The 26,194-nt window shown below is 44.4% G+C and carries 23 protein-coding genes; 20 read left to right on the top strand and 3 right to left on the bottom strand.

From position 1 onward, the window contains the following. The first annotated feature begins 240 nt into the window (after positions 1–240). The 15 genes from thrS (at position 241) to BLW49_RS04330 (ending at position 16,834) form a co-directional block, all read left to right on the top strand. The gene (gene thrS, locus BLW49_RS04400; protein WP_090723337.1) at positions 241–2,178 is read left to right on the top strand and encodes a threonine--tRNA ligase; all 1,938 of its coding nucleotides are present in this window, start codon (positions 241–243) and stop codon (positions 2,176–2,178) included. 103 nt (positions 2,179–2,281) lie between these two features. Further along, on the top strand, positions 2,282–2,845 hold the full coding sequence (locus tag BLW49_RS04395) for a 3D domain-containing protein (RefSeq protein ID WP_090723335.1): 564 nt from the start codon (positions 2,282–2,284) through the stop codon (positions 2,843–2,845). A 201-nt stretch (positions 2,846–3,046) separates the two neighbouring features. Further along, on the top strand, positions 3,047–3,280 hold the full coding sequence (locus BLW49_RS04390) for a hypothetical protein (protein WP_052511688.1): 234 nt from the start codon (positions 3,047–3,049) through the stop codon (positions 3,278–3,280). Between the two features lie 193 nt (positions 3,281–3,473). Beyond that, positions 3,474–4,493 (top strand): cell wall-active antibiotics response protein LiaF, encoded by a 1,020-nt coding sequence (gene liaF / locus BLW49_RS04385; protein ID WP_076311668.1) that lies wholly within the window; start codon positions 3,474–3,476, stop codon positions 4,491–4,493. Positions 4,494–4,497: 4 nt separating this feature from the next. Continuing rightward, complete coding sequence (locus BLW49_RS04380; protein WP_090723835.1) at positions 4,498–5,526, top strand: sensor histidine kinase; 1,029 nt, start codon at positions 4,498–4,500, stop codon at positions 5,524–5,526. 36 nt (positions 5,527–5,562) lie between these two features. Further along, positions 5,563–6,222: a response regulator gene (locus tag BLW49_RS04375; RefSeq protein ID WP_177178641.1), complete on the top strand. Its 660-nt coding sequence runs from the start codon at positions 5,563–5,565 to the stop codon at positions 6,220–6,222. Positions 6,223–6,390: 168 nt separating this feature from the next. Further along, positions 6,391–8,046, top strand: coding sequence for a S1C family serine protease (locus tag BLW49_RS04370; protein WP_076311665.1), 1,656 nt, complete (start codon positions 6,391–6,393; stop codon positions 8,044–8,046). Positions 8,047–8,216: 170 nt separating this feature from the next. After that, positions 8,217–8,906 carry a response regulator transcription factor gene (locus BLW49_RS04365; protein ID WP_076312557.1) on the top strand — a complete coding sequence of 230 codons (690 nt, stop codon included), beginning with the start codon at positions 8,217–8,219 and terminating at the stop codon, positions 8,904–8,906. Position 8,907: 1 nt separating this feature from the next. After that, entirely contained in the window at positions 8,908–10,380 is a 1,473-nt protein-coding gene (locus tag BLW49_RS04360; protein WP_090723334.1) for a sensor histidine kinase, read from the top strand. A gap of 80 nt (positions 10,381–10,460) precedes the next feature. Continuing rightward, on the top strand, positions 10,461–11,411 hold the full coding sequence (locus tag BLW49_RS04355) for a 4-hydroxy-3-methylbut-2-enyl diphosphate reductase (protein WP_076311663.1): 951 nt from the start codon (positions 10,461–10,463) through the stop codon (positions 11,409–11,411). A gap of 261 nt (positions 11,412–11,672) precedes the next feature. Beyond that, positions 11,673–12,722: a 3-deoxy-7-phosphoheptulonate synthase gene (gene aroF / locus BLW49_RS04350; protein WP_076311662.1), complete on the top strand. Its 1,050-nt coding sequence runs from the start codon at positions 11,673–11,675 to the stop codon at positions 12,720–12,722. A 309-nt stretch (positions 12,723–13,031) separates the two neighbouring features. After that, positions 13,032–14,456, top strand: a complete 1,425-nt coding sequence (glnA, locus tag BLW49_RS04345; protein ID WP_047909981.1) for a type I glutamate--ammonia ligase — start codon at positions 13,032–13,034, stop codon at positions 14,454–14,456. Positions 14,457–14,664: 208 nt separating this feature from the next. After that, complete coding sequence (gene serC / locus BLW49_RS04340; RefSeq protein WP_090723332.1) at positions 14,665–15,753, top strand: 3-phosphoserine/phosphohydroxythreonine transaminase; 1,089 nt, start codon at positions 14,665–14,667, stop codon at positions 15,751–15,753. 201 nt (positions 15,754–15,954) lie between these two features. Further along, a complete protein-coding gene (gene trmL / locus BLW49_RS04335; RefSeq protein WP_076311660.1) occupies positions 15,955–16,419 on the top strand; it encodes a tRNA (uridine(34)/cytosine(34)/5-carboxymethylaminomethyluridine(34)-2'-O)-methyltransferase TrmL in 465 nt (154 codons plus the stop codon). A 160-nt stretch (positions 16,420–16,579) separates the two neighbouring features. After that, entirely contained in the window at positions 16,580–16,834 is a 255-nt protein-coding gene (locus BLW49_RS04330) for an AbrB/MazE/SpoVT family DNA-binding domain-containing protein (protein ID WP_076311659.1), read from the top strand. Positions 16,835–17,102: 268 nt separating this feature from the next. Here BLW49_RS04330 and BLW49_RS04325 read toward each other — a convergent pair whose 3' ends face one another. Together BLW49_RS04325 and BLW49_RS04320 are read right to left on the bottom strand one after the other, a co-directional pair. Further along, positions 17,103–18,173 (bottom strand): phosphodiester glycosidase family protein, encoded by a 1,071-nt coding sequence (locus BLW49_RS04325; RefSeq protein WP_090723330.1) that lies wholly within the window; start codon positions 18,171–18,173, stop codon positions 17,103–17,105. Next, positions 18,170–18,580 (bottom strand): hypothetical protein, encoded by a 411-nt coding sequence (locus tag BLW49_RS04320; RefSeq protein WP_090723328.1) that lies wholly within the window; start codon positions 18,578–18,580, stop codon positions 18,170–18,172. The genes BLW49_RS04325 and BLW49_RS04320 overlap by 4 nt, the downstream gene beginning before the upstream one ends. A gap of 307 nt (positions 18,581–18,887) precedes the next feature. Between BLW49_RS04320 and BLW49_RS04315 the strand changes: the two genes are divergently transcribed. From BLW49_RS04315 to BLW49_RS04305, 3 genes are all read left to right on the top strand, one after another. After that, entirely contained in the window at positions 18,888–19,547 is a 660-nt protein-coding gene (locus tag BLW49_RS04315) for a response regulator transcription factor (RefSeq protein WP_090723327.1), read from the top strand. Positions 19,548–19,644: 97 nt separating this feature from the next. Then, entirely contained in the window at positions 19,645–20,871 is a 1,227-nt protein-coding gene (locus BLW49_RS04310; protein WP_090723325.1) for an aminotransferase-like domain-containing protein, read from the top strand. A 180-nt stretch (positions 20,872–21,051) separates the two neighbouring features. Continuing rightward, on the top strand, positions 21,052–21,726 hold the full coding sequence (locus BLW49_RS04305; RefSeq protein WP_371264517.1) for an FMN-dependent NADH-azoreductase: 675 nt from the start codon (positions 21,052–21,054) through the stop codon (positions 21,724–21,726). A 53-nt stretch (positions 21,727–21,779) separates the two neighbouring features. Here BLW49_RS04305 and BLW49_RS04300 read toward each other — a convergent pair whose 3' ends face one another. After that, positions 21,780–22,493 carry a DUF2161 family putative PD-(D/E)XK-type phosphodiesterase gene (locus tag BLW49_RS04300; protein WP_090723324.1) on the bottom strand — a complete coding sequence of 238 codons (714 nt, stop codon included), beginning with the start codon at positions 22,491–22,493 and terminating at the stop codon, positions 21,780–21,782. Positions 22,494–22,926: 433 nt separating this feature from the next. Here BLW49_RS04300 and BLW49_RS04295 point away from each other — a divergent pair, with 433 nt between their 5' ends. Beyond that, positions 22,927–24,822 carry a PrkA family serine protein kinase gene (locus tag BLW49_RS04295; protein ID WP_090723322.1) on the top strand — a complete coding sequence of 632 codons (1,896 nt, stop codon included), beginning with the start codon at positions 22,927–22,929 and terminating at the stop codon, positions 24,820–24,822. A 252-nt stretch (positions 24,823–25,074) separates the two neighbouring features. Further along, positions 25,075–26,085 carry a globin-coupled sensor protein gene (locus BLW49_RS04290; RefSeq protein ID WP_090723320.1) on the top strand — a complete coding sequence of 337 codons (1,011 nt, stop codon included), beginning with the start codon at positions 25,075–25,077 and terminating at the stop codon, positions 26,083–26,085. The last annotated feature ends 109 nt before the right edge of the window (positions 26,086–26,194 follow it).

The following is a 26,194-nucleotide window of genomic DNA, read 5'->3' as shown; positions in this document are numbered from 1 at the left end:
GTAGCTGCAGTTCAGAACGTTTATCCTTATAGGGAAGCTAGTAAGAACCGCCGGAATCATGTCCGTTATCATGCATGCTTAAATGAGGGCTGATCAGTGCAATCCAGACTGAAGCAGCTGAATTAGGGTGGAACCACGAGTATATACACTCGTCCCTTTGCCGGGACGGGTGTTTTTTGCGTTCGCATATCATACACTCTTTCGTCACCGGCTCATACAAGCGATGAGGAGGAAGTAAACATGTCAGTTAGTATCAAATTGCCAGACGGATCAGTCAGAGAGTACGAGAATGGAGCCAGTATTCTGGATGTTGCAGCTTCCATTAGCAGTGGTCTCAAGAAGAATGCGCTAGCGGGTAAGCTGGACGGAATTGTGGTGGATCTATCCACTCCACTTCGGGAAGGTGCCGTAGTTGAGATCGTAACCGGCGATTCATCAGATGGGCTTGAAGTGCTTCGTCACAGCTCTGCTCATTTGCTGGCCCAAGCGGTTAAACGTCTATTTGGAAACAAAGAAGTGCATCTCGGTGTAGGACCTGTCATTGAAGATGGCTTCTATTATGACATGGATCTTGAGCATGGGCTTAACCCCGAAGATCTTCTCAAAATCGAGAAAGAAATGGAACGAATCGTGAATGAGAATCTTCCGATCGTCCGCAAGGAAGTGAGCAGAGAAGAAGCGCTTCGCATCTTTGGTGAGGTCGGTGATCCTTACAAGCTGGAGCTGATCCGCGATCTTCCGGAAGACAGCATCATCTCCATTTACGAGCAAGGTGAATTCTTTGATTTGTGCCGCGGACCTCATGTCCCTTCCACTGGCAAAATCAAGGTGTTCAAGCTGATGAACGTAGCCGGAGCATACTGGCGCGGTGACAGCAAGAACAAAATGTTACAGCGTGTATACGGTACTGCATTCGCCAAGAAAGCTCAGTTGGATGAGCATTTGCATTACCTTGAAGAGGCGAAGAAGCGTGACCATCGTAAGCTCGGCAAAGAGCTCGGCATGTTCACTTTCTCGCAGCTGGTAGGTCAAGGTCTGCCGATCTGGCTGCCGAATGGTGCCAAGCTGCGCCGCACATTGGAGCGTTACATTGTGGATCTGGAAGAAAGCCTTGGCTATCAGCACGTATATACTCCGGTGCTGGGTAATGTCGAGCTATACAAAACTTCGGGTCACTGGGAGCACTATCAGGAGGATATGTTCCCTCCAATGGAGCTGGATAACGAGGCGCTTGTCCTTCGTCCGATGAACTGTCCGCACCATATGATGGTATATAAAAATGAAATGCACAGCTATCGTGATCTGCCTGTCCGTATTGCGGAGCTTGGTATGATGCATCGTTATGAAATGTCAGGAGCGCTCACTGGTTTGCATCGTGTTCGTGCAATGACACTGAACGATTCCCATATTTTCTGCCGTCCGGATCAGATCAAGGAAGAGTTCGCACGTGTTATTGAGCTGATTAAGATTGCATACAAAGATTTCGGAATTCAGGACTATCGTTTCCGCCTATCGTACCGTGATCCTCAGGACACAGAGAAGTACTTCCAAAACGATGAGATGTGGGAAATGTCGCAGCGCATGCTTAAAGAGGTTGTTGAAGGGCTTGATATGCCGTTCTATGAGGCGGAAGGGGAAGCGGCATTCTATGGTCCGAAACTGGATGTCCAAATTAAAACAGCACTTGGCAAGGAAGAAACACTCTCCACTGTACAGCTTGACTTCCTTCTGCCTGAGCGTTTCGAGCTTGAATATGTTGGGGAAGATGGTCAGAAGCATCGTCCAGTCGTGATTCATCGTGGAATTCTGTCCACTATGGAACGCTTCACAGCCTTTTTGCTTGAGAACTTTGCCGGCAATCTTCCGCTGTGGCTGTCTCCGGTTCAGGCCAAAGTTATTCCGGTATCCATTCACTTCGAAGAGTATGCGCGTCAGGTTGAAGATCAGCTGAAGCGTGCCGGTATTTCGGTAAATGCCGATCTGCGGAATGAGAAATTGGGCTACAAGATTCGTGAAGCACAGCTCGAGAAGACTCCTTATATGTTCATTGTCGGGGAAAATGAAATGAATGAAGGCAGTGTATCTGTCCGCAAACGCGGTGAGGGAGATCTTGGGGCGAAGCCGCTTCAAGAGGTTGTGGCGATGCTAAAAGAGGAAATTAGTTCACGTACAGTTTAAAACAATGAAGGATCAATTTCATTACACATGATGAAATTGATCCTTTTTGCATAATATCAAGTTGTTAAGGAGAACCTCAGCTAATGAAAGGGAGGTTCATCTTATGGAATATCGCATGATTCGGCGACGTATGATGTTATTTCAATTTCTGCTGATCTGTTACTCCTTACTGTGCTGTAATCCGCAGGCTGTGGCAAGAGACACCGAGAAAACGGAGGCTGTTCTTGCGCCAAAAAGCGAGCAGGTGCTCCACACGATCAATGTGACAGCTACGGGTTATACGGCAGGATATGAATCAACAGGAAAACGACCGAATCATCCTCAGTATGGAATAACCTACTCCGGGGTTAAAGTACACCGCAATAAAGAAGGGGTTTCAACCATTGCTGCTGATCCTAAGGTGTTTCCGCTTGGCACGGTCCTGTATATTCCTGGTTACGGATATGGGATTGTAGCCGATACTGGCTCTGCTATTAAAGGCTCCAAAATCGATCTGTATTTCCCCACGACAAAGGCGGTATATAGTGAATGGGGAAAGCGGGATGTGCAGGTGCAAGTTGTGAAGCAAGGGAATGGGAAGTGTACAGAGCAAATGATCAAGCAGCTAGGAGAGGCATTAACGGTCAATAAATTTATCCCGGATGCCCTGCTTGACAAAGAAATTTAATATCTGCACGATCAGGCGAGTCCGAAGAAATTGACAGTAAATTCTGTTTATTTCCTCGGACTTTTTTATATATTTATAATTTCTAAGGAGCTGAATAAGATCACATTGATCGTCACATAATACTTTTCGGGGATTGTAAGACACCCCGCCCAGATATCAGCATGCAGATCATTCACTTGCGTGAAAAGGGAGGTGAACCAAGTGAAAAAAGCAAATTCTCAAAACGCTCAAGGTTACCAAACACCAAATGAGAAGTATGATGCAGAATTTGGAGCAGAACAAAATTCTGCTGCACAAAAAGTTCAACAAGCTAAAACGAACAAAGTGCAAGATAACTTCCAAACACCAGATGAGAAGTATGATGCAGAATTTGGCACAGAGCCAAACGCTGCTGCACAAAAAGTTCAACAGTCTAAAATGAACAAAAAGCAATAATGTATAGAGGACAGGCCCTTCGGGGTCTGTTTTTTTACATAAAAAGGAAGGTTCTCCGTCTTGAGACTGAGATGAATTTCATTCCAGCGCCGCTCCTCCATTCCAAGTCATTGACATATAATGAATACATACAAGCAGTGTAATGAAGTGATTCGCTAAGGTAAATCAAAAATCAATTGAGGAGATCAGAGCTATGTTTAACAGGATTATTGGTGCAGCCCTTCTTATTGGCGTTGGAATTATGGTGTTTCTTCAGCTCAGGTATACCGGTGATATCAGCTTGGGATATATCATTTCGACGTTCTGGCCGGTTATCTTGCTGTATCTCGGTTTTATCAATTTAAAGGAAAAAAATAATGTAGGCGGTCTGGTGCTGCTTGCGCTCGGTATTTATTTTATGGGCAAAAATCTAGGATTTGTGTCGCTCTCGTTCGGTGACATGTTCCGGTATGCCATTCCGATTGCCCTTGTGGGAGGCGGTTTGTATGTCCTCCTTAGCCCCCGAAGAAGAGATCGCAAGCATACAGAGAATTCGGAATCTCATCATTCCAGTCCTTTTCCAAATCATATTCCAGCTGAACCTCAGCCTCCAATGTACAGTGATCTGGATCAGCAGTTTGAGCAGAAGTTTGGAAAGATTTATGATCAAGACGACAGCAGCGAAAGTAAGAAATCTTCATTAGAAGAAGAGTTTCATTTCGAAGACAAGCTGAAGCACAAGCATAAACATCACAACCATAACAACAAGCATCATAAAAATAAGCACGAATATAATTACAGCTATGAATGGGACAACAGCGAGAAGAACACGGGCTACGCGTATAATGATGATTCTAAGATAAACAAATCTACATTTATAGGTGAAATTAAGCTGGGAGAGGAATATTATGAACTCAAGCCAACCAACATATCGCAGTTTATCGGTGACACCGTCATTGATTTGACCAAAGCCCAAATTCCTTATGGAGAAACCAGGATTAATATCTCTGCGTTTATTGGCGACATCAAAGTATACACACCAAGAGACATGGATCTTGGCATTATCGTTAATTCCAATTCGTTTATTGGAGATATGACCGTACTGAGTGAAACCAAGAGCGGTTTCATGGGGAATATCAGTGCCCAGACACCGAATTACAAAGAAGCAGAGAAGAAAGTACGGATCGTCGTCAGTGTGTTTATCGGTGACGTTAAAGTAAACTCGGTAGGTTAAGATGATGAAGATGATATTCCGTACAGCCAAATGGGAGCTCTTGTTGTTCTTTGTCACAAACAGTCTGATTACCATCGGAATTATTTATACCACGCTTAGGAGGGGCCATGCTGATTTAACACAGTCTCCATCCTGGATTTATTCCGTAATTACGATTGTGATCACAACCATTGTGATCGGATATATTGCGGGGCTGCGCATTCAGCGCAAAATTGATATGCTGGACTTAAGCATGCTGCAGGTGACCAAAGGGAATCTTTCCACTCGAATGAGTGAAACGGAGGATTCCTCTTTTTCCAGTGTGTACCGCCAGTTTAATACGATGATGGATGCCGTGGAGCACAAGGTAAAATGGGTGCAAAAATGGGGAGAGCAGGAGGTAGTGGAGAAGGAAAAGGCTGCAGAAACCGCAGTGCTTGAGGAAAGGCGGCGAATGGCCAGAGATTTGCACGACACGGTCAGTCAGCAGTTATTTGCAATTCATATGTCTGCTTCTGCGTTGCCCACTTTGCTTCAAAATGGAAATGAAGAGCAAGGTAGGATGGTAATGGATCAGCTGATCACGATGTCTCAGACTGCACAAAAGCAGATGAGAGCCCTCATTGCCCAGCTGCGGCCGGTTGAGCTCGAGAATCGAAGTCTTGCTGAGGCGCTTGAAATCTGGTTTCCGGATTATTGCCGGCAGAATGGGCTGAAAGGTGTTAAAGAGCTGGAGATCATCGGTGATATTTCTGACGCAATCGAGCATCAAATGTTTCTGATCATACAAGAAGCAATGGCAAATATTGTAAAGCACTCGGGAGCCAGCTTTGTAAGCCTGTCACTGAGAGAGGAGCCCAGACAAATCGCGTTCAGTGTAAGTGACAACGGCAAGGGATTTAAGGCAGATGCTTCAGGAAGACAGGGATCGTACGGTTTAATGACAATGAGGGAAAGAGCGGAGAAGCTCGGAGGTCATGTTGATATCATTACACTGCCAGGAGCGGGGACGACCATAAGGGTGCTTATACCCAAATTCCCAGACGAAGCCTGACCCGAGTATCTTCTATTATAAAAGGAGACGGAATGAATGAGCGTGCAGAAGACAAAGATTATGATCGTAGATGATCATGATATGGTAAGAATGGGCTTGAAAACGTATCTGAGTTTGGATCCTTCATTTGAAGTCGTTCTCGAGGGAACGGATGGACAGCATGCTATTGAACTTCTTCGAAACTGTGCTGTAGACGACTTGCCAGAATTGATTCTGATGGATTTGATGATGCCGCGGCTGAATGGAGTTGAAGCAACCAGAGCGATTCTGCCTGAATTCCCGAATGTAAAAATTATTATTTTGACCAGTTTTCTGGAGGATCATCTTGTACTCGAGGCTATTGAGTCCGGGGCTGTGAGCTATGTGCTAAAAACGGTATCTGCGGAAGAGCTGATCTATGCTCTGCAAGGAGCGAAGAGAGGCATGCCTGTTATGACCAATGATATATCGAGAGCGCTGACAAGAGGACTGCGGCAAAAAACCGTCAAGGAAGATGATTCCGGAATGACAGAGAGGGAGAAGGAAGTGCTGCTCCTTATTGCCGAAGGAAAGAGTAATAAGGATATTTCTGAGGAGCTTCATATTAGCATCAAGACGGTAAAGACGCATGTCAGCAACCTGCTGATGAAATGTGAAATGGAAGACCGGACACAACTTGCCATCTATGCTCATCGCAAAGGCTGGGTAAATACATAATCGCTTCACTACCTGTAATAGATCATTACGATCTGTTCTTTCATTGAAAATTATGCGGTTTTATCTCCTTTTTAATTGTTTTTAATGTGTACTTAAGGTTTAAAGTACAAAATAAAGACAGTTAATAGAATATCTCTTCCGTAATATGAGATTAGGAGGTCAAACGACATGAGCGACAATAACAACAATAACAGATTCGGTCGTGAAGATGATGAGCGTGAACAATCATTTAATGAATCCCGCAAATCCGAAAACAGCGGTTCTTACTATTATTCCTATGGACCCTTTCAATCCATGAATACCGATAAGGAGAATCACGCTCCTGAGGCAAACGATGTAGAGGTCACACCTCCTGAACCCGTTAAACCTATACCTACCATGGTTGAGAGAAGCTCAAGCAACTTTACTCGGTCCGGGGGCTCCTTCAACCGTTCTGATAGCGAAGCACAAGCTTCCGGCGGAGGCAGCGGAGATCAGCGGAACTGGAATTATAATCACAAGCCCAAAACGAGATCAAATTTCAAGACAGGCGTATTTTCCTTTATTGCAGGTATGCTCGTTATTGCGGTCCTGATGTTTACATCTGATCGTATGAATTTATTTACCCCGGAAGCAGCGTTATCGAACAATACAACTTCAGCAGGCGAGACAGCCAGCAGCGAACCAGTTACATCTAGCGGCTCGGGTGTAACGACCTCACTGCCTGTAGGTTCACAGGACATATCGGGTGTCGTTAGCAAAGTAAGTCCCGCTGTTGTAGAAATTGAGACCTTCTCAAATTCAGCATCAAGTAATTCAAGACAAAGTCCATACTATAATGACCCACTATATCAATACTTCTTCGGCGGTAATGGCGGAGGAAGCAGTTCGAATAACGGAAATGGAAATGGGAATGGAAATGGAAGCAACGGACAATCCTCCAGCCAACTGACTCCTCTGGGTGTAGGATCTGGATTTATCTTTGAGAAAGACGGTTATATTCTGACCAATGAGCATGTGGTTTCGGGTGCTGATGTTATTCAAGTTACACTGGAGGACAACAATAAACCTTACGAAGCGAAGCTGCTCGGAAGCAGTCCGGAACTGGATCTGGCTGTGCTCAAAATTGAAGGCGATGATTTTCCGGTAGCGGCTATGGGCAACTCCGATGATGTACAGGTAGGTGAATGGCTCGTTGCTATCGGTAACCCAGGCGGATTCGAGCATACGGTAACAGCAGGAGTGCTGTCCGCGAAGGATCGTACGATTACAATTAATGATGAAACAACAGGTGCAGCGAATGAGTACAACAACCTGCTTCAAACCGATGCTTCAATTAACCCAGGGAACTCGGGTGGCCCGCTTCTTAACCTGCAGGGAGAAGTAATTGGTATGAACGTGGCTGTAAGTGCAGATGCTCAGGGTATTGGCTTCGCGATTCCTTCCAGCGTTATACTGAATGTAGTTGATAAGCTCAAAAATAATGAAGAAATTCCAAAAGAGCCAGAACCATTCATTGGCGCTTCCCTGATGGATTTGACTCCGGAAGTGGCGAAGCAGATGGGAACTGATCTTACAGAAGGTTCTGTTGTCATGAATCTGGTTTACCAATCTCCGGCTTATACTGCAGACCTTCGTCCGTACGATATTATTACAGGAATCAACGGAAAGAACTATGCAACTACAACGGACCTCATTGAACAGATTCAAACGCATAAAGTCGGTGATGAAATTACACTGAATGTAAACAGAGACGGGAATAAGATGGATGTCAAAGTAACGATCGGCGACCGTAATGACTTTGACACGACGGATACGCAAAATTCGCAAAACGTAGCGCCGTAAGTGTAACGTATCAGATTGAATATCTGATAAGCTGAAAGCGAAGGGGAGACGCCCTTTCGCTTTTTTGCCTTCTTCGTTTGAGATAGAAAGCCATCGCGATGCCTGATACAATATAAGGAAGAAAGAGAAAGAGAACCATTCATTGAATGGATAAAGAAGGAGATGCTGGGGTGCGTTCGAAGATCTTAATTATTGATGATGACGATAAAATTATATCCATGCTTAGAAGAGGTCTTGCCTTCGAGGGGTATGACGTGCTAACGGCTTCAAACGGAGCAGAGGGTTTACAAAAAATGCTTGAGGTCGAACCTGATGTTGTGGTCCTCGATGTCATGATGCCCAAGGTGGATGGATTTGAGGTCTGCAGACGGCTTAGGGAAGGAGGAAGCACGGTTCCTATTCTAATGCTGACGGCAAAAGACGAAATTGAGCAGCGGGTCAAGGGTCTTGACCTCGGTGCAGATGATTATCTGGTTAAGCCATTTGCGCTGGAGGAGCTGCTTGCCAGAGTCAGAGCACTGTTAAGACGAAAAACGGATACAAATGAGAGCAGTAGTAATCGACTGACATTTGAAGATGTAATCCTGGATTATGATGCCCGTGAGGTGCATCGTGCAGGACAGCGCCTTGATCTGACGGCTAAAGAATTTGAACTGCTGTATTTGTTCATGCAGAATCCCAAGCGTGTGCTGTCCAGAGATTTAATAATGGATAAGATCTGGGGCTTTGATTACAGCGGAGAGTCCAATGTACTTGAGGTATATATTGCAATGCTGCGGCAAAAAACAGAAGAACACGGAGGTAAACGTATTATTCAGACCATTCGTGGCGCTGGTTACATTCTGAGAGGAGACAACTAGTATGTCCATCCGGTTACGGCTGACGTTATGGTATTCAGGCTTGCTTGCTGCCGTACTGCTGCTATTTGGTTCCGTAATTTACGCTCTTGTGCATTATTACGCATATGAAGATGTAGAATCCGAGATTCTTACCCAGACGAAGAGCATTAGTCAGCGCATTAGTGCTGTGCTCGTTCGAAATCCGGATTTTACCGAGGAGCTGAACTTGATTCTTCCAGAGAAGGCGAATCAGCTTGCAGATTTGCAAATTTATGTTCAACTTTATAATTATACAAGCGACAGAGCGGTGGCTTCTGATAATTTACGTGATTATCGGTTTAGCGTGCCTGATTTCAATAAAGCGGGAACGAGCGAAGGCTGGGCAAGAATGACCGTAGATAACTCTCCTTTTCTCGTATATCAGTTTCCATTAGTGCTGCAATCGACGGATCAGGTTATTGGCATGCTGCAAGTAGGTACGATTACGGCATCCGAAGATCGTTTAATGGACAGACTGCTGCTCATTCTGATCTATGTGTCCATCATTACTCTGATTCTGGCAATGAGTGTTGGTTTGTTCCTTGCCCGCAAGTCCATGCGTCCGCTTGTTCATATTATTGATGCGGCAGACGGTATTCAGTCAGGAAATGACTTGAGTATACGAATTGAATATAACGGACCAAATGATGAAATAGGCAAGCTGATCACTACGGTCAATAACATGCTTGCACGTACAGAGGGATTCTTCAAAGAGCTGGAGGATGCTTATGCAGCCCAAAGGAGGTTTGTCTCGGATGCTTCACATGAACTCAGGACGCCACTGACAACGATCAGGGGGAATACCGATTTCTTGAAGAAGCTATGGGACCCAGATCCGGAGGACCGCAAGCCGCTGACAGATGAAATGAAGGAACAAATGACGCTGGAAGCCATTGAGGATATTGCGGATGAGGGCAGACGAATGAGCAGGCTCGTTAATGATATGCTGTCCCTGGCACGTGCGGATACAGGGCAGACCATTGATCTGAATCCAACCCCGCTGTCGATCCTGGTGAAGGATGTGGCACGCAGAGCTCAGCATCTTCCACGTACAGCGGAATGGAAATACAGTGATCTAGAAGTCCTGAATGGCGCATATGTTCTGGGCAATAAAGATTATTTGCAGCAAATGCTGTTTATCTTTATAGAGAACGCCTTTAAGTATACCCCTGAGGGTGTAGTGACTCTCGATGCTGTGGTGTACAACGGACAAGTCGGTCTGCGCATAAGTGATACGGGCATTGGGATGGATAAGAATGAAGTGCCTTATATCTTTGACCGCTTCTATCGAGCAGATGAGTCAAGGGGGATCACGAAGGGGACTGGACTTGGTTTATCCATCGCCAAGTGGATCATTGAAGAGCATAACGGATCGGTGGAGGTTGTGACTAAGCTGGGAGAAGGGACGACATTTATTGTATGGCTCCCGCTTGAGTTGGCTCCCCCTTTGGAATAAGGTATAATACAAAATGCGGAGCTTTTTTCTTAGACGAAAGATTTTAGGCTCCATTATGTGTAAAGAAAGCAGGTGGCAACATGGAAGTACTACGAATTTCTCCTCGCGGTTACTGCTATGGTGTGGTAGATGCTATGGTGCTCGCAAGACAGGCGGCGAACAATTTGGATTTACCGCGGCCCATTTATATACTTGGTATGATCGTTCATAACAGCCATGTGACGAATTCCTTTGAAGACGAAGGCATTATTACGCTTGATGGCCCGAATCGGATGGAGATTTTGAAGCAGGTTGACAAAGGCACGGTTATTTTTACAGCTCATGGGGTCTCTCCTGAAGTACGTAAGCTGGCAAGAGACAAAGGTCTTACGACCGTTGATGCAACATGCCCGGATGTAACTAAGACTCATGACCTGATTAAAGAAAAGTCGCAAGAAGGCTATCAGATTATTTATATCGGTAAGAAGGGGCATCCTGAACCGGAGGGAGCCATCGGTATTGCTCCGGATTGCGTTCATTTGATTGAACGTGAGGACGAGATTGATTCACTAGATGTACCAAACGGCAAAATCATCATTACAAACCAAACGACGATGAGTCAATGGGATATTAAGCACATTATGAAGAAGCTGCTGGAAAAATATCCGGGTGCAGAAGTGCATAATGAGATTTGTTTGGCGACTCAGGTTCGCCAGGAGGCTGTTGCAGAGCAGGCGGGTCAAGCAGACCTCGTTATCGTTGTCGGTGATCCGCGCAGCAATAACTCCAATCGTCTGGCTCAAGTATCAGAAGAGATTGCAGGGACTACGGCTTACCGGGTATCAGATGTAACGGAGATTAAACAGGAGTGGCTTCAAGGCGTCAACAAAGTAGCTGTGACTTCAGGAGCATCCACGCCTACTCCGATTACGAAGGAAGTCATTACCTATCTGGAGCAATATGATCATGACAAACCGGAGACTTGGGAAATCCAGCGGACCATCAACATGAAGAAGCTGCTTCCGCCAGTACGGGTCAAAACAAAATCATAAAACATCAAGAGGAGGGTCGGCATTTTGACGATCTTCCTCTTTTATTAAGAAGTACCCCTTGGAGAAGTGTCACAAAAGGAACGGGATGTACATAAACTAATCTATTATTGACGAATGAGAAATAATGATGTATAGTTGCTTTAACGTATAAAAGCTTAAAAGCGAACAAGCGTTTAAGTGTGAAATAATCTATACAGCGTGTGAGATTATTCATGATCAATTGATTTTAATTTCTTATCGAGAGGCAGGTATCGATTATATATGATCGTTATAACAGGAAACACTACACCTGAGGAGCAGCTTCAGGATATTATTGCCGTTATAGAGAAGGAAGGCCTCCAGGTTCATCTCTCGAGAGGGAAGGATCGAACAGTCATCGGACTCATTGGCTCCGTTGAACCTAAATTAGCAGAACATTTACGACAAATGAAAGGTGTAGAGAACGTGGTCAAAATTTCGAAATCATACAAATTAGCAAGCAGAGACTTTCATCCTGAGGATACGGTCATTTCTATAAAAGGGGTAAATATTGGCGGCGGGGAACTGGTTGTCATGGGTGGTCCATGCGCAGTTGAATCCGCTGAGCAGATTGATGAGATAGCAGGACTTGTTAAGGCAGCAGGCGGTCAAGTACTTCGCGGGGGGGCATTTAAACCACGGACGGGTCCATACAGCTTCCAAGGAGTCGGTGTAGAAGGTCTGATCATGATGGCAGAAGCGGGAAAGAAGCATGACCTTCTAACCATTACTGAGGTCATGACCCCTGAATACGTAGACATCTGTGCTGAGTACGCAGATATCCTCCAAGTCGGAACACGTAACATGCAAAATTTTGACTTGCTTCGCAAGCTCGGAACTTGCGGTAAGCCTGTACTTCTTAAACGCGGCTTCAGTGCTACCTATGATGAATTCCTGAATGCAGCTGAGTACATTCTGGCTGGCGGGAATCCGAACGTGATGCTCTGTGAGCGTGGAATCCGAACATTTGAGACCTACACTCGAAATACATTGGATTTGTCGGCGATTCCTGTGCTTCAGCAGCTCAGCCATTTGCCGGTCATTTCAGACCCGAGTCATGGAACGGGACGCAGAGAGCTTGTGGAACCGATGACGAAGGCTTCAGTAGCAGCTGGAGCAGATGGATTGATCATTGAAATGCATACAGACCCTGACAATTCGATGACCGGCGACGGTGTTCAATCGTTATTCCCGGATCAGTTTGCTCATTTGCTTCAGGATTTGGAGAAGCTCGCTCCGATTGTAGGTAAGACATTTAATACAAAGAAATCACCAATAACTGCAAGTCGTTAATATTGACAAAGACGAATTTTATTGATAATAGGTAAAATATTGATAAAATGACAAATTAAATGTATCATTCTCATGTGATAATTAAGCCTAACTTTCCGGCATCTAAACCGGAGATTTAGGCTATTTGTCTATATTCGTATTTTTTCATTAAAGTGTGAGTATATCTTACACTAGTATAAAAAATACCTGACATAAGTATTGACGATGTAAGATTTGGGATTTATACTTACCTCAGTTGAAAATTCGATTTAATGAACATTCACAAGGCTTAGGTCGTCAAATGTTCGGAAAATTTGGGAGGAAGAACACATGTCTGTTGAAAATGTATTGAAATCAATTCAGGAAAACAACATTGAATGGGTAGATTTTCGATTTGTAGATCTATCTGGCCGCGCTCACCATATCTCTCTGCCAGCTTCTGAAGTTGAAGCAGAAACCTTTGTTAACGGGGTAGCATTTGATGGATCTTCTATTCCAGGCTTCCGCGGTATCGAAGAATCCGATATGGTTATGATGCCGGATCCAGAATCCACTTTCATTGACCCATTCACAGCACATCCTACACTAAACGTAATGTGTGATATTTTCACTCCAGACGGAGAACGTTATGAGCGTGACCCGCGCGGTATTGCTGTTAAAGCGGAAGAATATCTGCAAAAAGCAGGTATCGGTACACGTGCAAACTTTGCTCCGGAATCCGAATTCTTTATCTTTGACGACGTACGTTATGAAAGTGGAACGAACAGCTCTTCTTACTATGTTGATTCCGAAGAAGCAGCTTGGAACACAAACCGCAAAGAAGAAGGCGGTAACCTTGGTTTCAAGATCCGCACTAAAGGCGGATATGTTCCTGTCGCTCCAATGGATACTCAACAAGATATCCGCAGTGAAATGTCCCGTCTTCTTGACGAAGTAGGAATTCGCGTTGAGCGTCACCATCATGAAGTTGCAACTGCAGGTCAAGCAGAAATCAACTTCCGTTTTGATACATTGAAGAAAACAGCAGATAACCTGCTCGTATACAAATACATTGTTCATAATACAGCTCGTCAATACGGAAAAGTGGCAACATTCATGCCTAAACCGCTCTTCGGCGATAACGGCAGCGGAATGCACGTTCACCAATCCATCTTCGACGGCGATACTCCTTTGTTCTATGAAAAAGGCGCATATGCTAACCTGAGTGAAATGGCGCTTCACTACATTGGTGGTATTCTGTACCATGCTCCAGCGCTGATCGCACTTACTAACCCTAGTACAAACTCGTTTAAACGTCTTGTACCTGGATATGAAGCACCAGTTAACCTTGTATACTCTAAAGGTAACCGTTCTGCAGCGGTACGTATTCCGGTTGCAGCTGTAACACCTAAAGGTTGTCGTATCGAGTTCCGTACACCGGATTCTACTGCTAACCCTTATCTTGCTTTTGCAGCGATGCTTATGGCGGGTCTTGATGGAATCAAACGCAAGATCAACCCAACTGAGCTTGGATATGGACCAATTGACAAGAACATCTACGAATTGTCCGATGCAGACAAAGAGAACATCCGCAGCGTGCCGGCTTCCCTGGATGAGGCGCTTGACGCTCTTGCATCTGACTTTGAATTCTTGACTGAAGGCGGCGTATTTACTAAAGAATTCATTGATAACTACATTGAATTCAAACGTGCTGAAGCTAAAGCTGTTTCGATCCGTGTTCATCCGCATGAATACAGCCTGTACTTCGACTGCTAATCAGTACTCATATCACATCATTATTAATCATAAGCCCTCGGGAAATTTAGTTTCCCGGGGGTTTCCCTTATTTGTAACGATACTGCCTTAACTTCGTGTGAAAAACACTTGAAGACACGAACAATTACTGCTATCATACCAATAATCATACGTATCATTAGATGTTATATTTGGGTAGAACAACTTGGAGAGAAGGGCGGTTTTTTGATTGAATAAGAGAGCATTTAACTTCAATGCGGGACCTGCAGCACTGCCATTAGAGGTGCTCACTCGGGCACAGGCTGAATTTGTCGATTATAAGAACACAGGCATGTCGATTATGGAGATGTCCCATCGCGGGGCGGTTTATGAATCTGTCCATAACGAAGCGCAGGAACGCCTTCTGGGGCTTCTCGGTAACCCGGCAGGCTACAAAGTATTGTTCCTGCAAGGCGGGGCAAGCACACAATTTGCGATGATCCCAATGAATTTCCTGTCTGCCGGCCAAACAGCTCATTATGTACATACCGGGAGCTGGGCGAAGAAGGCGCTGTCTGAGGCAAAACTGATCGGCGAGACGAGCATTATTGCTTCAGGTGAGTCCTCGAAGTTCATGAAGCTTCCAGAGCTCTCTGAGCTTGAGCTGAGCAGCAATGCCGCTTACCTGCATATGACTTCAAATGAAACGATAGAGGGTACACAGTTTAGAGAATTCCCGGATACTGGAAAGACTCCACTCATTGTAGATATGTCCAGTGATATTCTTAGCAGAACGCTAGATATGACGAAATTTGATATGATCTACGCGGGTGCTCAAAAAAATCTTGGACCATCTGGAGTTACCGTCGTCGTAGCAAAAGAGGAGCTTGTTACCGAATCGCCTAAACATCTTCCTTCAATGCTTCGTTATGATACATTTGTAAGCAACAATTCTCTCTATAACACACCGCCATCCTTTGGGATTTATATGGTGAACGAAGTTCTGAAGTGGATTGAAGAACAAGGAGGCCTTGCCGGCGTAGAGGCTAAGAATGAAGAGAAGGCAGGCATCCTCTACGATGCGATCGATAATAGCAACGGTTTCTTCCAAGGCTGCGCCCATTCTGCAGATCGTTCAAGAATGAATGTTACCTTCAGACTTGCAGATGAAGGATTGGAGAAGGAGTTTATCAAGCAATCTGAGCAAGAAGGGTTTATCGGCTTGAAAGGACATCGCAGCGTAGGCGGATTGCGTGCTTCAATTTACAATGCGGTCCCGATGGAGAGTGTACAGGCGCTTACTGATTTTATGAAACAATTCCAGAAGACACATGGCTAAGCTTTAATGGATGTTTGGGAAATGCTGGGCACCTCCTGCAAATATTGTGGGAGGTGCTTTTTTATATTATAATTTTATGTTATACGATTGAATCAATTTTTTATTGTATTCTTTTTATTAAATCAATGGATGAAGTAATTCAGAATTTGCTGTATGGTATGGCAGAATTCTGCAGTCCATTATAAGAGGGGATTAGAGTCAATGGCATTACATATCGTACTTGTGGAACCCGAGATTCCAGCAAACACAGGAAATATAGCAAGAACCTGCGCAGCAACAGGAACATATCTGCACCTGGTGCATCCGCTCGGATTTAACACAGATGATCGCACACTCAAGCGGGCCGGGTTGGACTACTGGCATTCCGTCAATATCGAGTATCATGATTCGTTTGATGAAGTTCGGCAGAAATATGCGGATCACCGTTTTTTCTATGCAACCACCAAAGCGAAAAATCGTTTCAGTGATTTCGAGTTTCAAGATGGAGATTTCCTAGTATTTGGAAAAGAGACGAAAGGTCTTCCGCCTGAGCTAATTAATGCAAACCCAGATACCTGCATGCGAATGCCGATGACAGATGCAGTTAGATCGCTAAATTTGTCGAATTCGGCGGCTATTATCGTTTATGAAGCGCTAAGACAACTGGATTATCCTGGAATGAATTAAATCCCAACCTTTGGTAACATACTTTCAAAAAATGGGTTCCTAAAATAAAGTTAATATTTTTATTAATTCTTGCAGGATTCGACAAAAAAAGAGCGAATGTATAAACATAGTACAAATGTACCTACAAAGAAAGAAAAATGAACAGGAGTGTGTACCGTTAATGAAACCTGCTGGAGTGGTACGTAAGGTGGACCAGCTCGGAAGAATCGTGCTGCCGAAATCTTTGCGTAAAAGGTATCAAATGAATGAAGGAGATCCCGTTGAAATTTTAGTGCAAGGTGATCATATTATTCTGGAGCGTTATCGTCCAAAATGTATTTTCTGCGGATCGATGGAAGAAGTAAGTGAGTTCAAAGATCGTTATATTTGTGGTGCGTGTCTTACAGAAATGACAGGTCTTCAAGAGAACGCCTAAACTTAAATCAAGCCGAAGCTAAGCATAGGCTTATAAAGAAAGAAGCTCTCCTCAGTAGAGGAGAGCTTCTTTGGTGAGCCTTACAGCCCCTTCGTCTTGTCATCATTGTAAGAAGAAGTCAATATGCCTCCCAAATACAATACAAGCACCAGGGTGACGATCCAGAAAGTCAACGAAAATGACATGTCATCCACCTCCTGTTACTTTGTAAATCCTATTATACTGATACTTGTCTCAAAAAGGAATCTTTTTCCTGATCCGTAAATGTTTACTCAAAGAAAAGGAAATGGGTTGGCAGCTTCCGCAGGACACCGTCTGAAGGCTTATTCACGACGCGTCCGTTCAGAATCAGCGAAGAGGAGCCGCCGCCATCCAGATTATAGCCATCTTGCACTCCGAGCTTGTACATTTTATTCTGAAGCTCTTGGAGTGTTGCTCCCGAGCTGCCCTTTTCATCGTATCCATCCACAACCATGATCAGCAGCTGGTCATCCTTATAGTTGCCAATGACCGTTCTTGGCGCACGCTTAGGTGTTGTTTTCCATTTGGATGGGATAATCAGCTTCTTGCCGTCTTTAAGGAGCATCGGAACGAAGGTGGCGCCGAATGCAGGCTCCAGCTTGTCCAGATCGGATTGTTTGGTAAATCTTCCTCCAATCAGCTTCCCTTCTTTGCTCAGGCCCACAAAGGAGAGATCCTTCGTGCTGGGATGAAAACCTGTCAGGTATTTGCCGTTAGCTACCGTTGTGCTTAGCGGATACCGACTTCCGCCTGCATCAGCATATCCCCCGGCGTTAATGCCTGCGACCGCACCACTGCGCGAAACAGCCTGCATCGTTGTCTGTGATTTGCCGACACCTTCACCAATCGACATCTTCATGGCACTCGGATCCTTGAGTTTGATCTTCATAGCATAGCCTCTATAAGGTCCTGGATTCATTTTGTATAGTTCAATCTGAATCCGCTCACTGTTGACTTGCTCGATCGGTGTGCCAAGCTTGGCAGATATCCGCTTGTTATAAATGGCTTCGGGTTTCCTTGCTTGTGCTGCGGTCATGTTCGCAATGCTTTCCATCGTTTTAGTCGTATTCTCATACAACTCGGTTGTTTTTTGAATGTATGAAGAGGTCGTCTCGGCCAGCACTTTCGCTTCCGCCAAACCTTGGCTTATTTCCTCCGTCTGGGAATGGATCGTGTATTGTGGAATGTGCTCTTCCTTTGGCGTTAGCGAACTTAAATCCAGCGGTGGCTGCAATAAGAGAAGGTACACAAGCAGGCCGATAAATGGAGCTGTAATCAGCATGAAAAAGCGATTTACTTTTTGGAGTGAAGTCATCATTTTAACAGATCCATCTTCTTCTGCAGCGTATCCAGCTGCTGCTTCACTTCTCTAAGCTCCGAATATAGCTGATTACTGTTATCGGTTGTATTGCCTGCATTGTCCTTTGTGAAGGTCAGCAGCTCATTGAAGGTCTGTACTTGCTCCTGCAAGCTGACCAGCTCACTTGAGATTTTATCCAGCTGTGTCTGATACTCCTGCTTAACGGCCATCAACTGCTGATCGTTGTAGGTCTGAATTTCTAGTACCATTTGTTCTCTTAAATGATTGCTGTATAAATAGGCTGCGGAAGCTCCTAAGGCAATAATAATAATCCATAATACTAGAAATAGACGGACAGATCGTTTGCTTCTCCTTGCAGCTTGCCGGGTGTGATGGCTTGTGTTCTCTTCTGTTGCTGGGTTCATTTCATCACTCCTCGTGTTGTTCCTACAAAATTCTATAAATTTTCCAGTCCTCATTCTATCATGGGGCCGCCTCATACGCAAAAAAGAACTTCTTTAGCGAAAAAAGGAAAAAGAGATTGCATCGGAAGGAAGTCCTAGGATACAATTTCATATATAATCCAAATTAAGGACTTAAGAGGGATGTCTTTTTTGGTAAAATGTGATTTGTTTTTATTCTTTTTGGGCTGTGCTTCCTCTAAACTATTATTGCCGCACATTCTCTCGATTTGTATAAATTATATCTATTAATGAACTAGGAGGAGCTTATATGAGAAAGGTATGGCAGGTGGTCTTGGTTGATATACATCCGACCAGCATGCTAGGTACGAAATTAATATTGGAAGAGCATCAGGACCTATTAGTCCGCGCGATGGTTTCCACTGGGGAAGAGGGGTTGGCACAAGTAAGTGCTTTGAAGCCAGATCTCGTTTTAATCGACTATAAATTGCCTGACGGAAATGCGGACCAATTCATCGTAGAGATGAAGCAGTTCTCTTCAAACACTCATATTGTCGTGATGACGGATGAGGACAATTTGAATCTGTATAAGCGATATATCAGTCTAGGCGCGAGTGGTATGCTGTCTAAGCAATCTTCACCCATGAAGCTTATTCATATGATTTCCGGTCTGCGTGAGGGACTGGCATCAATCCCTTTACAGTGGCTGACTAATGACGAGTGGTCAAACACGGTGGACCAGGAACTAGAACTTCATCTTCAGCTTACAGATATGGAAATTTTCATTATGGAACGGATCGTTCAAGGTGTGACCTACGATAAGATCGCTAATGAAATAGATGTCAGCAGAAGATCCGTTGATAACTATCTCCGCAAAATATATACGAAACTTGGCGTGTCCAGCCGGGCTCAGGCTATCGAACAGTTTACCTTGTATTCCAAATTACATAAGAAGCAGCAGTATGTATAACAAGGCATAATAGATGTGAACGGCGAATAGTCTTTATACGTCCCGATAGAGAGAGGAATGAAGAGATGGGGCGATTACCCGGATAGGGGTGAAATACATGGAATTTTCCTTTGCTTCCCATTCCTCCAGATTGTTGTCTTCGCATGCGAGCAGGGCGAACAGAGTCAAAAGACAAGGTTCATTTATTTCGCTGGCTGAAGAGCTTCCTGCGGAGGAATTTTTCCCAATCAAACGACTGGGTGAAGCGGCACATGCTGTCTTCTCGTCAGATCCTTCAGTTCTGCAATATGGGGAGCCAGAAGGCTTCCTACCTCTAAGAAGCTGGATTCGCAAGGATTGGGAGCTGCGAAAAGGAATCCGTACTACAGAGGAACGAATACTGCTGACGTCAGGCACACAGCAGACCATTGATCTGGTTACCAGACTTCTAGTCGATTCTGGTGATACGGTTGTCGTGGAGAGTCCGACATCGCCCGGATGTCTGCAGGTGCTGCAGATGCAAGGTGCGGTCATAATACCTGTTTTCACCGATACGGAGGGCATTGTCCCGGAACATCTTGAAGAGCAGTTTCAGAAGCATCGTCCGAAACTGCTTTTTGCTGCACCCAGTTTTTCTAATCCAACGGGTATATTATGGACGATTCGCAGACGCAAGGCGGTTTTGGATCTATGTCGAAAATATAGTGTCTTGATTATCGAGGACGATTCGTACGGTGAATTGCATTTTGGAGCAGACGATTCAGCAAATTCCTTCTCTGAGCGTTATCCAGCTCTATATGCGATGGATCAAGTGGACGATGGGAATCATGTGCTGTATATAGGTTCTTTCAGCAAAACGATTGCTCCTGCTCTTCGTACGGGATGGGCGACCGGTGATCAACGTTTGATCCAAGGTATGTCCTCATTGAAGCAGATGGCTGACTGGCAATCGAGTCCGATCAATCAACAAATATTGTACCAATTGCTGGGCTCAACCTCCTTCAATTGGAATGAACATCTGGCGCTGCTCAACCGAGAGTATGAAGTGAGACTTAAGCTGATGTTGGAGCTGTTAAAAAGACCGGGGTTCAAGCATGTAAAATATGACCCGCCAGCAGGGGGAATGTATCTCTGGATTGAGCTCCCACCTGGACTTAGCAGCGAAGCGCTGCTCAAAGCCGTGCTGTACAAAGGTGTAGCAATTCTTCCTGGTGCAAGGTGCTCTCCTGGCAAACAGACGGAGCACTATATTAGACTCAATTTCAGCAGACCTGGCAGAGAAGAGCTGTTACTCGGAATGAATTTGATTAGCGAAGCGATATCCGAATTTACTGGACGGAGTTAAAGAAACATAATGTTGACATCAGGAGAGGGGCTTCCTCTCTTTTTTTTCGTTTTAATGAACTTTATAATAGGAGTGGTGTAGAAATTTGTCTAAGGAAGAAAATTTATATATTGAACTCACTAACATTTTTATATATAATGTTTATTAGTCAGTTGCAATCAGTTTCTTAGTTGGTTTCAAATGACATATAGAGATAAATACATTTATTTAGGGAGAGAATATACGAATATGGCAAACGTACTGTTTATCAAAGCAAATGACCGTCCTGCGGATCAAGCGATCAGCGTACAAATGTACGACGCATTCTATAATGCATACAAGGAAGCAAATCCGACAGACAACATTATTGAATTGGATCTGTTTGCAGCTAACCTTCCGGCTTACGGAAACAATGCCGCAACAGGTACTTTTAAAGTAGCTAAAGGCATCGAGACAACTCCAGCAGAACAAGAAGCTGCTGATCTGGCTGCTTTTTACCAAAAACAATTCTTGGAAGCTGACAAAGTTGTTGTTGCATTCCCGCTCTGGAACTTCACTGTTCCTGCACCGCTGGTTAACTACATTTCTTACCTGAGCCAAGCAGGCGTTACATTCAAATACACTGCTGAAGGTCCAGTAGGTCTTGCAGGCGACAAGAAAGTGGTACTTCTAAACGCACGCGGCGGCGTATACTCTGAAGGTCCTCTGGCAGCCGTTGAAATGGCTGTTAAATACGTAGCTTCTGCATTTGGCTTCTGGGGCATTCAAAACCCTGAGGTTCTGGTAATTGAAGGACACAATGCCTTCCCTGACCGTTCTGCTGAAATTGTACAAGAAGGTCTTAGAAAAGTAGCAGAAACGGCTTCCCGTTTCTAATAGCTACATCTAGACTGGATGCGATAAATTCGCATCCAGTCTTTTTTGGTTGCTTATGGAAGTGGATATTCCTGAAGCACTGCGTAATACTTGTCCAAGTCCGTTCTTCCCTGTTCGCTTAATGTATACCGGCCTCGCTCTATTCTGGTAAACCAGCCATAGTAATTTTTTTGCAGAATGGACGCGGTATTCGTAATTCCTGTCCGTCTGGCAAGCTCGGCAGGAGAGGCGTATGGAATGGAGGCCAGAGCCTGCGCAACTCGAAGTGCGCGCTCCCTGTAGGCAGTGACTAGCTTGGCCTTGTGGCTGCCGCCCAGGTTGTAATCGCCGCTGCGTCCATCAAATTCCTTGAGCAGGAGGTCTTTGCGTCTTTTAATTGTTTTTGAAGAAGTGATGACTGCCTCTGGAACGCATAAGCAATCGACAAGAGCCGGTTTCGTTTTGTACCGTGTTACGGTGATAAGACCCAAACCAAGTTTTTTGCACAGATCTGTAATCTCTCCAAACCGCTGATTGGCAGCCCCGCGCTTCACCCGGTTACGTTCAACAGCAAGATAAACATTACTGCTCGTTTTTAATCTTTGCATTCCTTGCAGCAGAAGCGATAAATTAAAGGTCTTCTTGATTTCCACAATTAACGGGTCAGCCAGATCCTCTCTTACACCCACCAGATCACAATAATTCACTTCGGATTTAATATGGTACCCTTGCCTCTCAAAGTAGGACTTTATCGGTTCATATAACTCTGTTTCATATTGAACGGCCATTCTTGATCAAACTCCTTTGTTGCTGTGCAGCTACTTCTCCGGAATAGGGTTACATCCATGTAGCTTTATCTTTTATCTTTTATCAAGTCCATGTCTAATTTAATGGAGGGGTACATAAACGTATAGATAAGCTCTTTCATAAACATTCCTATCTCAACAAGTATAGCATACGACTTGGAAGGGTTCATTTTAAGATCCATATGTTTTTCATTCTCAAAAAGAGAACCTGTCACAAAAAAACAGGCAACTTATCCGAATTGACGCATAGGTATGTAATACACTTTTTTTAGATCAAATCGTCAAGCTTGAGGGTAGGCGAGATGATTGCATATTTAAACGCTAGTGGGAAGATTTGAGGCAGGGGAGCTTATGAATTGACCTTATTCGGAGTGGATGCTGAATCATTATGGAGCCATGGGAGGTACGAAGGAGCATGAACATTTTTGAACGCGTTGCTGAATTTCGGGCTGAGAGTAATCGTTTATCTTGGTCGGGTACATTCAAAGATTATATTGAAATTCTAAAAAAGGACCCAACACCTGCAATGACGGCTCACGCAAGAGTGTATGAAATGATCAAATCATATGGTGTGGAGGAAACTGGAGGGCATAAGCATTACAAGTTTTTTGAGCAGGAGATTTTTGGACTAGACCGCAGCGTAGAGAAGCTTGTTGAGGAATACTTCCATTCTGCAGCACGGAGACTTGATGTCCGCAAGCGGATTTTGCTCTTAATGGGCCCTGTCAGTGGAGGGAAATCGACACTTGTGACTCTGCTTAAACGCGGCTTGGAGCAATTCTCCCGCACAGATAAAGGTGCAGTTTACGCAATTGAAGGCTGCCCAATGCATGAGGACCCGCTTCATTTAATTCCGTTGGAGCTCAGACCTGAGGTTGAGAAAGAGCTGGGAGTAAGAATTGAAGGGAATTTGTGCCCTTCCTGCCAAATGCGGCTGAAAACAGAGTATGGCGGCGATATCGAAAAGGTACGTGTAGAGCGGGTATTTATATCGGAAGACAATCGAATCGGAATCGGTACCTTCAGCCCTTCTGATCCGAAATCTCAGGATATTGCTGACCTAACCGGAAGTATTGATTTCTCAACCATTACGGAGTACGGCTCGGAATCCGATCCTCGCGCTTATCGGTTCGACGGGGAGCTAAACAAAGCAAACCGCGGTCTGATGGAATTCCAAGAGATGCTCAAGTGTGATGAGAAATTTCTATGGAACCTGCTTTCCCTTACCCAGGAAGGAAACTTTAAGGCAGGCAGATTTGCTCTAATTAGCGCTGATGAGATGATCGTTGCCCATACGAATGAGTCGGAGTACAAGGCATTTATATCCAACAAGAAAAATGAGGCACTTCAATCCCGGATGATCGTCATGCCGATTCCTTACAATTTGAAGGTGTCAGAGGAAGAAAAAATATATAAAAAGCTGATAGAGCAAAGTGACATGCGCCATATTCATATTGCGCCTCATGCTCTGAAGACGGCTGCTATCTTCTCGATTCTCACTCGGTTAAAGGAATCCAAAAAACAAGGCATGGATCTTGTTAAAAAAATGAGAATGTATGATGGGGAAGAGGTTGAGGGTTACAAAGAAGCTGACCTCAAAGAAATGCAGAATGAATATCTGGAAGAGGGTATGACGGGAATTGATCCACGTTACGTCATCAACCGGATTTCAAGTGCACTGATCAAGCAGGATTTGGAGTGCATCAACGCACTGGATATATTAAGAGCAATTAAAGACGGATTGGATCAGCATGCCTCCATCACGAAGGAAGAACGTGAGCGGTATTTGAACTTTATCGCGGTAGCACGCAAAGAATACGATGAGCTTGCGAAAAAAGAGGTCCAAAAGGCATTTGTTTACTCCTTCGAGGAGTCGGCCAAAACGTTGTTCGAGAATTATCTGGATAATATCGAGGCCTTCTGCAATTGGAGTAAAATACGTGATCCTCTGACCGATGAGGAGATGGATCCAGATGAGCGCCTCATGCGTTCCATTGAAGAGCAGATCGGAGTATCTGAAAATGCGAAAAAGGCTTTCCGTGAGGAAATTTTAATTCGGATTTCGGCCTATTCCCGCAAAGGCAAAAAATTTGAATACAGCAGTCATGATCGACTTCGTGAAGCGATTGAGAAGAAGCTGTTCGCTGATCTGAAGGATATCGTGAAGATCACAACTTCAACCAAAACACCAGATGCTAATCAGCTGAAACGTATTAATGAGGTCAGCTCCAGACTGATTGAAGAGCACGGCTATTGCCCAGTCTGCGCAAATGAACTGCTGCGTTACGTGGGCAGCTTGTTGAACCGATAACTTTTATTTTTTTACCTATCCCCTGACAACAAACATCTTAACCCCATCTCATAATACGCTGTCTGATTGCTGCAAATGGTGCACTTCAGATAGCGTATTTTTATCCTTTTACCCGTAATGAGAACAGGAAGAAAAATGCAAAATAGGACTTTAGGATTATGATATTGTGGGTTTAAAGGTCTATAATGATGGTTCGAAGCAATAAAATACTAATATAAGGCAAACTGGTTGCAAGGAGGAAGATTTTTCGAGATGATTGAGGTTTCCGAAGAGCGAGAACAACAGCTGGCCTACATAGGAATTACCAATCTGGAGCTGGAATTGCTTCATAAGCACCGGCCCATTTTTGAAAAAATAGTAGACGAGGTTGTTGATCGGTTATATGACCGAATAGGACAAGTGGAAGAACTGAGAAGCATCATTACGAAATACTCGACAATAGAACGTCTAAAGCAGACACAACGATGGTACTTTATATCCCTGACGGATGGGCATATAGATGAAGAATTTATTGCGAAACGAATACAAATCGGGCTGATTCATTCAAAAATTGGACTGAAATCCGATTTTTACTTGGGTAGTTATATGGTGTATCTGGATGTGGCGACCAGCATTGTACAGCAAATCATGCCAAATGGATGGTATCCAGTAATCCATGCACTGAGCAAGATGTTTAATTTTGATTCCCAGCTTGTGCTCGAAGCTTACGAAGGGAAGGAGAAGCAGAAGATTACCGATATTGCTGATGAGCAGGAGCGCATGCTGCAGGCAATTACAGAGGTGTCTCAGAAGCTGACCGGCATGATTGATGAACTGCATCACAATACGGAGCTGATATCTGAGACAGCGAGACAGACTGCAGCTTCCCAGGAATCAGCCCATAAGCTGATCGACGACCTGAATCAAGAGGTAAAAGAAATTCAAAAGATGGGGAGTCTGATCCGAGAAATTTCAGACCAAAGCCATTTGTTGGGACTTAATGCAGCGATCGAGGCTGCTCACGCAGGAGACAGCGGAAGGGGCTTTGAGATTGTTGCAGGCGAGATCCGCAAGCTGGCTACGGGCTCCAAGAAGGCAATGGAGCAGATCCAGAGCGTGCTGAACAGTATTCGAACGAAGCTGGATCAAGTGCAGAACGAGTCCAATAATACGTCGGATAATGCAAGAAAGCAAGTATTCAGCTCCAGTGAGCTGATGGCCTTCGTTCAAATCATGGAATCTGTATCCGGTGATCTCAAAGAGCTGCAAGCCTCTTATTCCTAACTTCAATGCTGAACTAACCTAAAGAGCAAAAGGCATTACAGTGTCTTTTGTCTCTTCCAAATATCCATTAAATTGTAAATAGTAAGCGCATACAATATAATTCTATGAG

Source organism: Paenibacillus sp. PDC88 (assembly GCF_900106725.1).
Taxonomy (GTDB): Bacteria; Bacillota; Bacilli; order Paenibacillales; family Paenibacillaceae; genus Paenibacillus; species Paenibacillus shunpengii.
This window is presented reverse-complemented; position numbering and strand designations above follow the sequence as displayed.

Excerpts from the sequence above, each read along its gene's own strand:
- thrS (WP_090723337.1), top strand. The coding sequence starts at position 241 with ATGTCAGTTAGTATCAAATTGCCAGACGGATCAGTCAGAGAGTACGAG.
- BLW49_RS04395 (WP_090723335.1), top strand. The coding sequence starts at position 2,282 with ATGGAATATCGCATGATTCGGCGACGTATGATGTTATTTCAATTTCTG.
- liaF (WP_076311668.1), top strand. The coding sequence starts at position 3,474 with ATGTTTAACAGGATTATTGGTGCAGCCCTTCTTATTGGCGTTGGAATT.
- BLW49_RS04380 (WP_090723835.1), top strand. The coding sequence starts at position 4,498 with ATGAAGATGATATTCCGTACAGCCAAATGGGAGCTCTTGTTGTTCTTT.
- BLW49_RS04375 (WP_177178641.1), top strand. The coding sequence starts at position 5,563 with ATGAGCGTGCAGAAGACAAAGATTATGATCGTAGATGATCATGATATG.
- BLW49_RS04370 (WP_076311665.1), top strand. The coding sequence starts at position 6,391 with ATGAGCGACAATAACAACAATAACAGATTCGGTCGTGAAGATGATGAG.
- BLW49_RS04360 (WP_090723334.1), top strand. The coding sequence starts at position 8,908 with ATGTCCATCCGGTTACGGCTGACGTTATGGTATTCAGGCTTGCTTGCT.
- BLW49_RS04355 (WP_076311663.1), top strand. The coding sequence starts at position 10,461 with ATGGAAGTACTACGAATTTCTCCTCGCGGTTACTGCTATGGTGTGGTA.
- aroF (WP_076311662.1), top strand. The coding sequence starts at position 11,673 with ATGATCGTTATAACAGGAAACACTACACCTGAGGAGCAGCTTCAGGAT.
- glnA (WP_047909981.1), top strand. The coding sequence starts at position 13,032 with ATGTCTGTTGAAAATGTATTGAAATCAATTCAGGAAAACAACATTGAA.
- trmL (WP_076311660.1), top strand. The coding sequence starts at position 15,955 with ATGGCATTACATATCGTACTTGTGGAACCCGAGATTCCAGCAAACACA.
- BLW49_RS04330 (WP_076311659.1), top strand. The coding sequence starts at position 16,580 with ATGAAACCTGCTGGAGTGGTACGTAAGGTGGACCAGCTCGGAAGAATC.
- BLW49_RS04325 (WP_090723330.1), bottom strand. The coding sequence starts at position 18,173 with ATGATGACTTCACTCCAAAAAGTAAATCGCTTTTTCATGCTGATTACA.
- BLW49_RS04320 (WP_090723328.1), bottom strand. The coding sequence starts at position 18,580 with ATGAACCCAGCAACAGAAGAGAACACAAGCCATCACACCCGGCAAGCT.
- BLW49_RS04315 (WP_090723327.1), top strand. The coding sequence starts at position 18,888 with ATGAGAAAGGTATGGCAGGTGGTCTTGGTTGATATACATCCGACCAGC.
- BLW49_RS04310 (WP_090723325.1), top strand. The coding sequence starts at position 19,645 with ATGGAATTTTCCTTTGCTTCCCATTCCTCCAGATTGTTGTCTTCGCAT.
- BLW49_RS04305 (WP_371264517.1), top strand. The coding sequence starts at position 21,052 with ATGACATATAGAGATAAATACATTTATTTAGGGAGAGAATATACGAAT.
- BLW49_RS04300 (WP_090723324.1), bottom strand. The coding sequence starts at position 22,493 with ATGGCCGTTCAATATGAAACAGAGTTATATGAACCGATAAAGTCCTAC.
- BLW49_RS04295 (WP_090723322.1), top strand. The coding sequence starts at position 22,927 with ATGAACATTTTTGAACGCGTTGCTGAATTTCGGGCTGAGAGTAATCGT.
- BLW49_RS04290 (WP_090723320.1), top strand. The coding sequence starts at position 25,075 with ATGATTGAGGTTTCCGAAGAGCGAGAACAACAGCTGGCCTACATAGGA.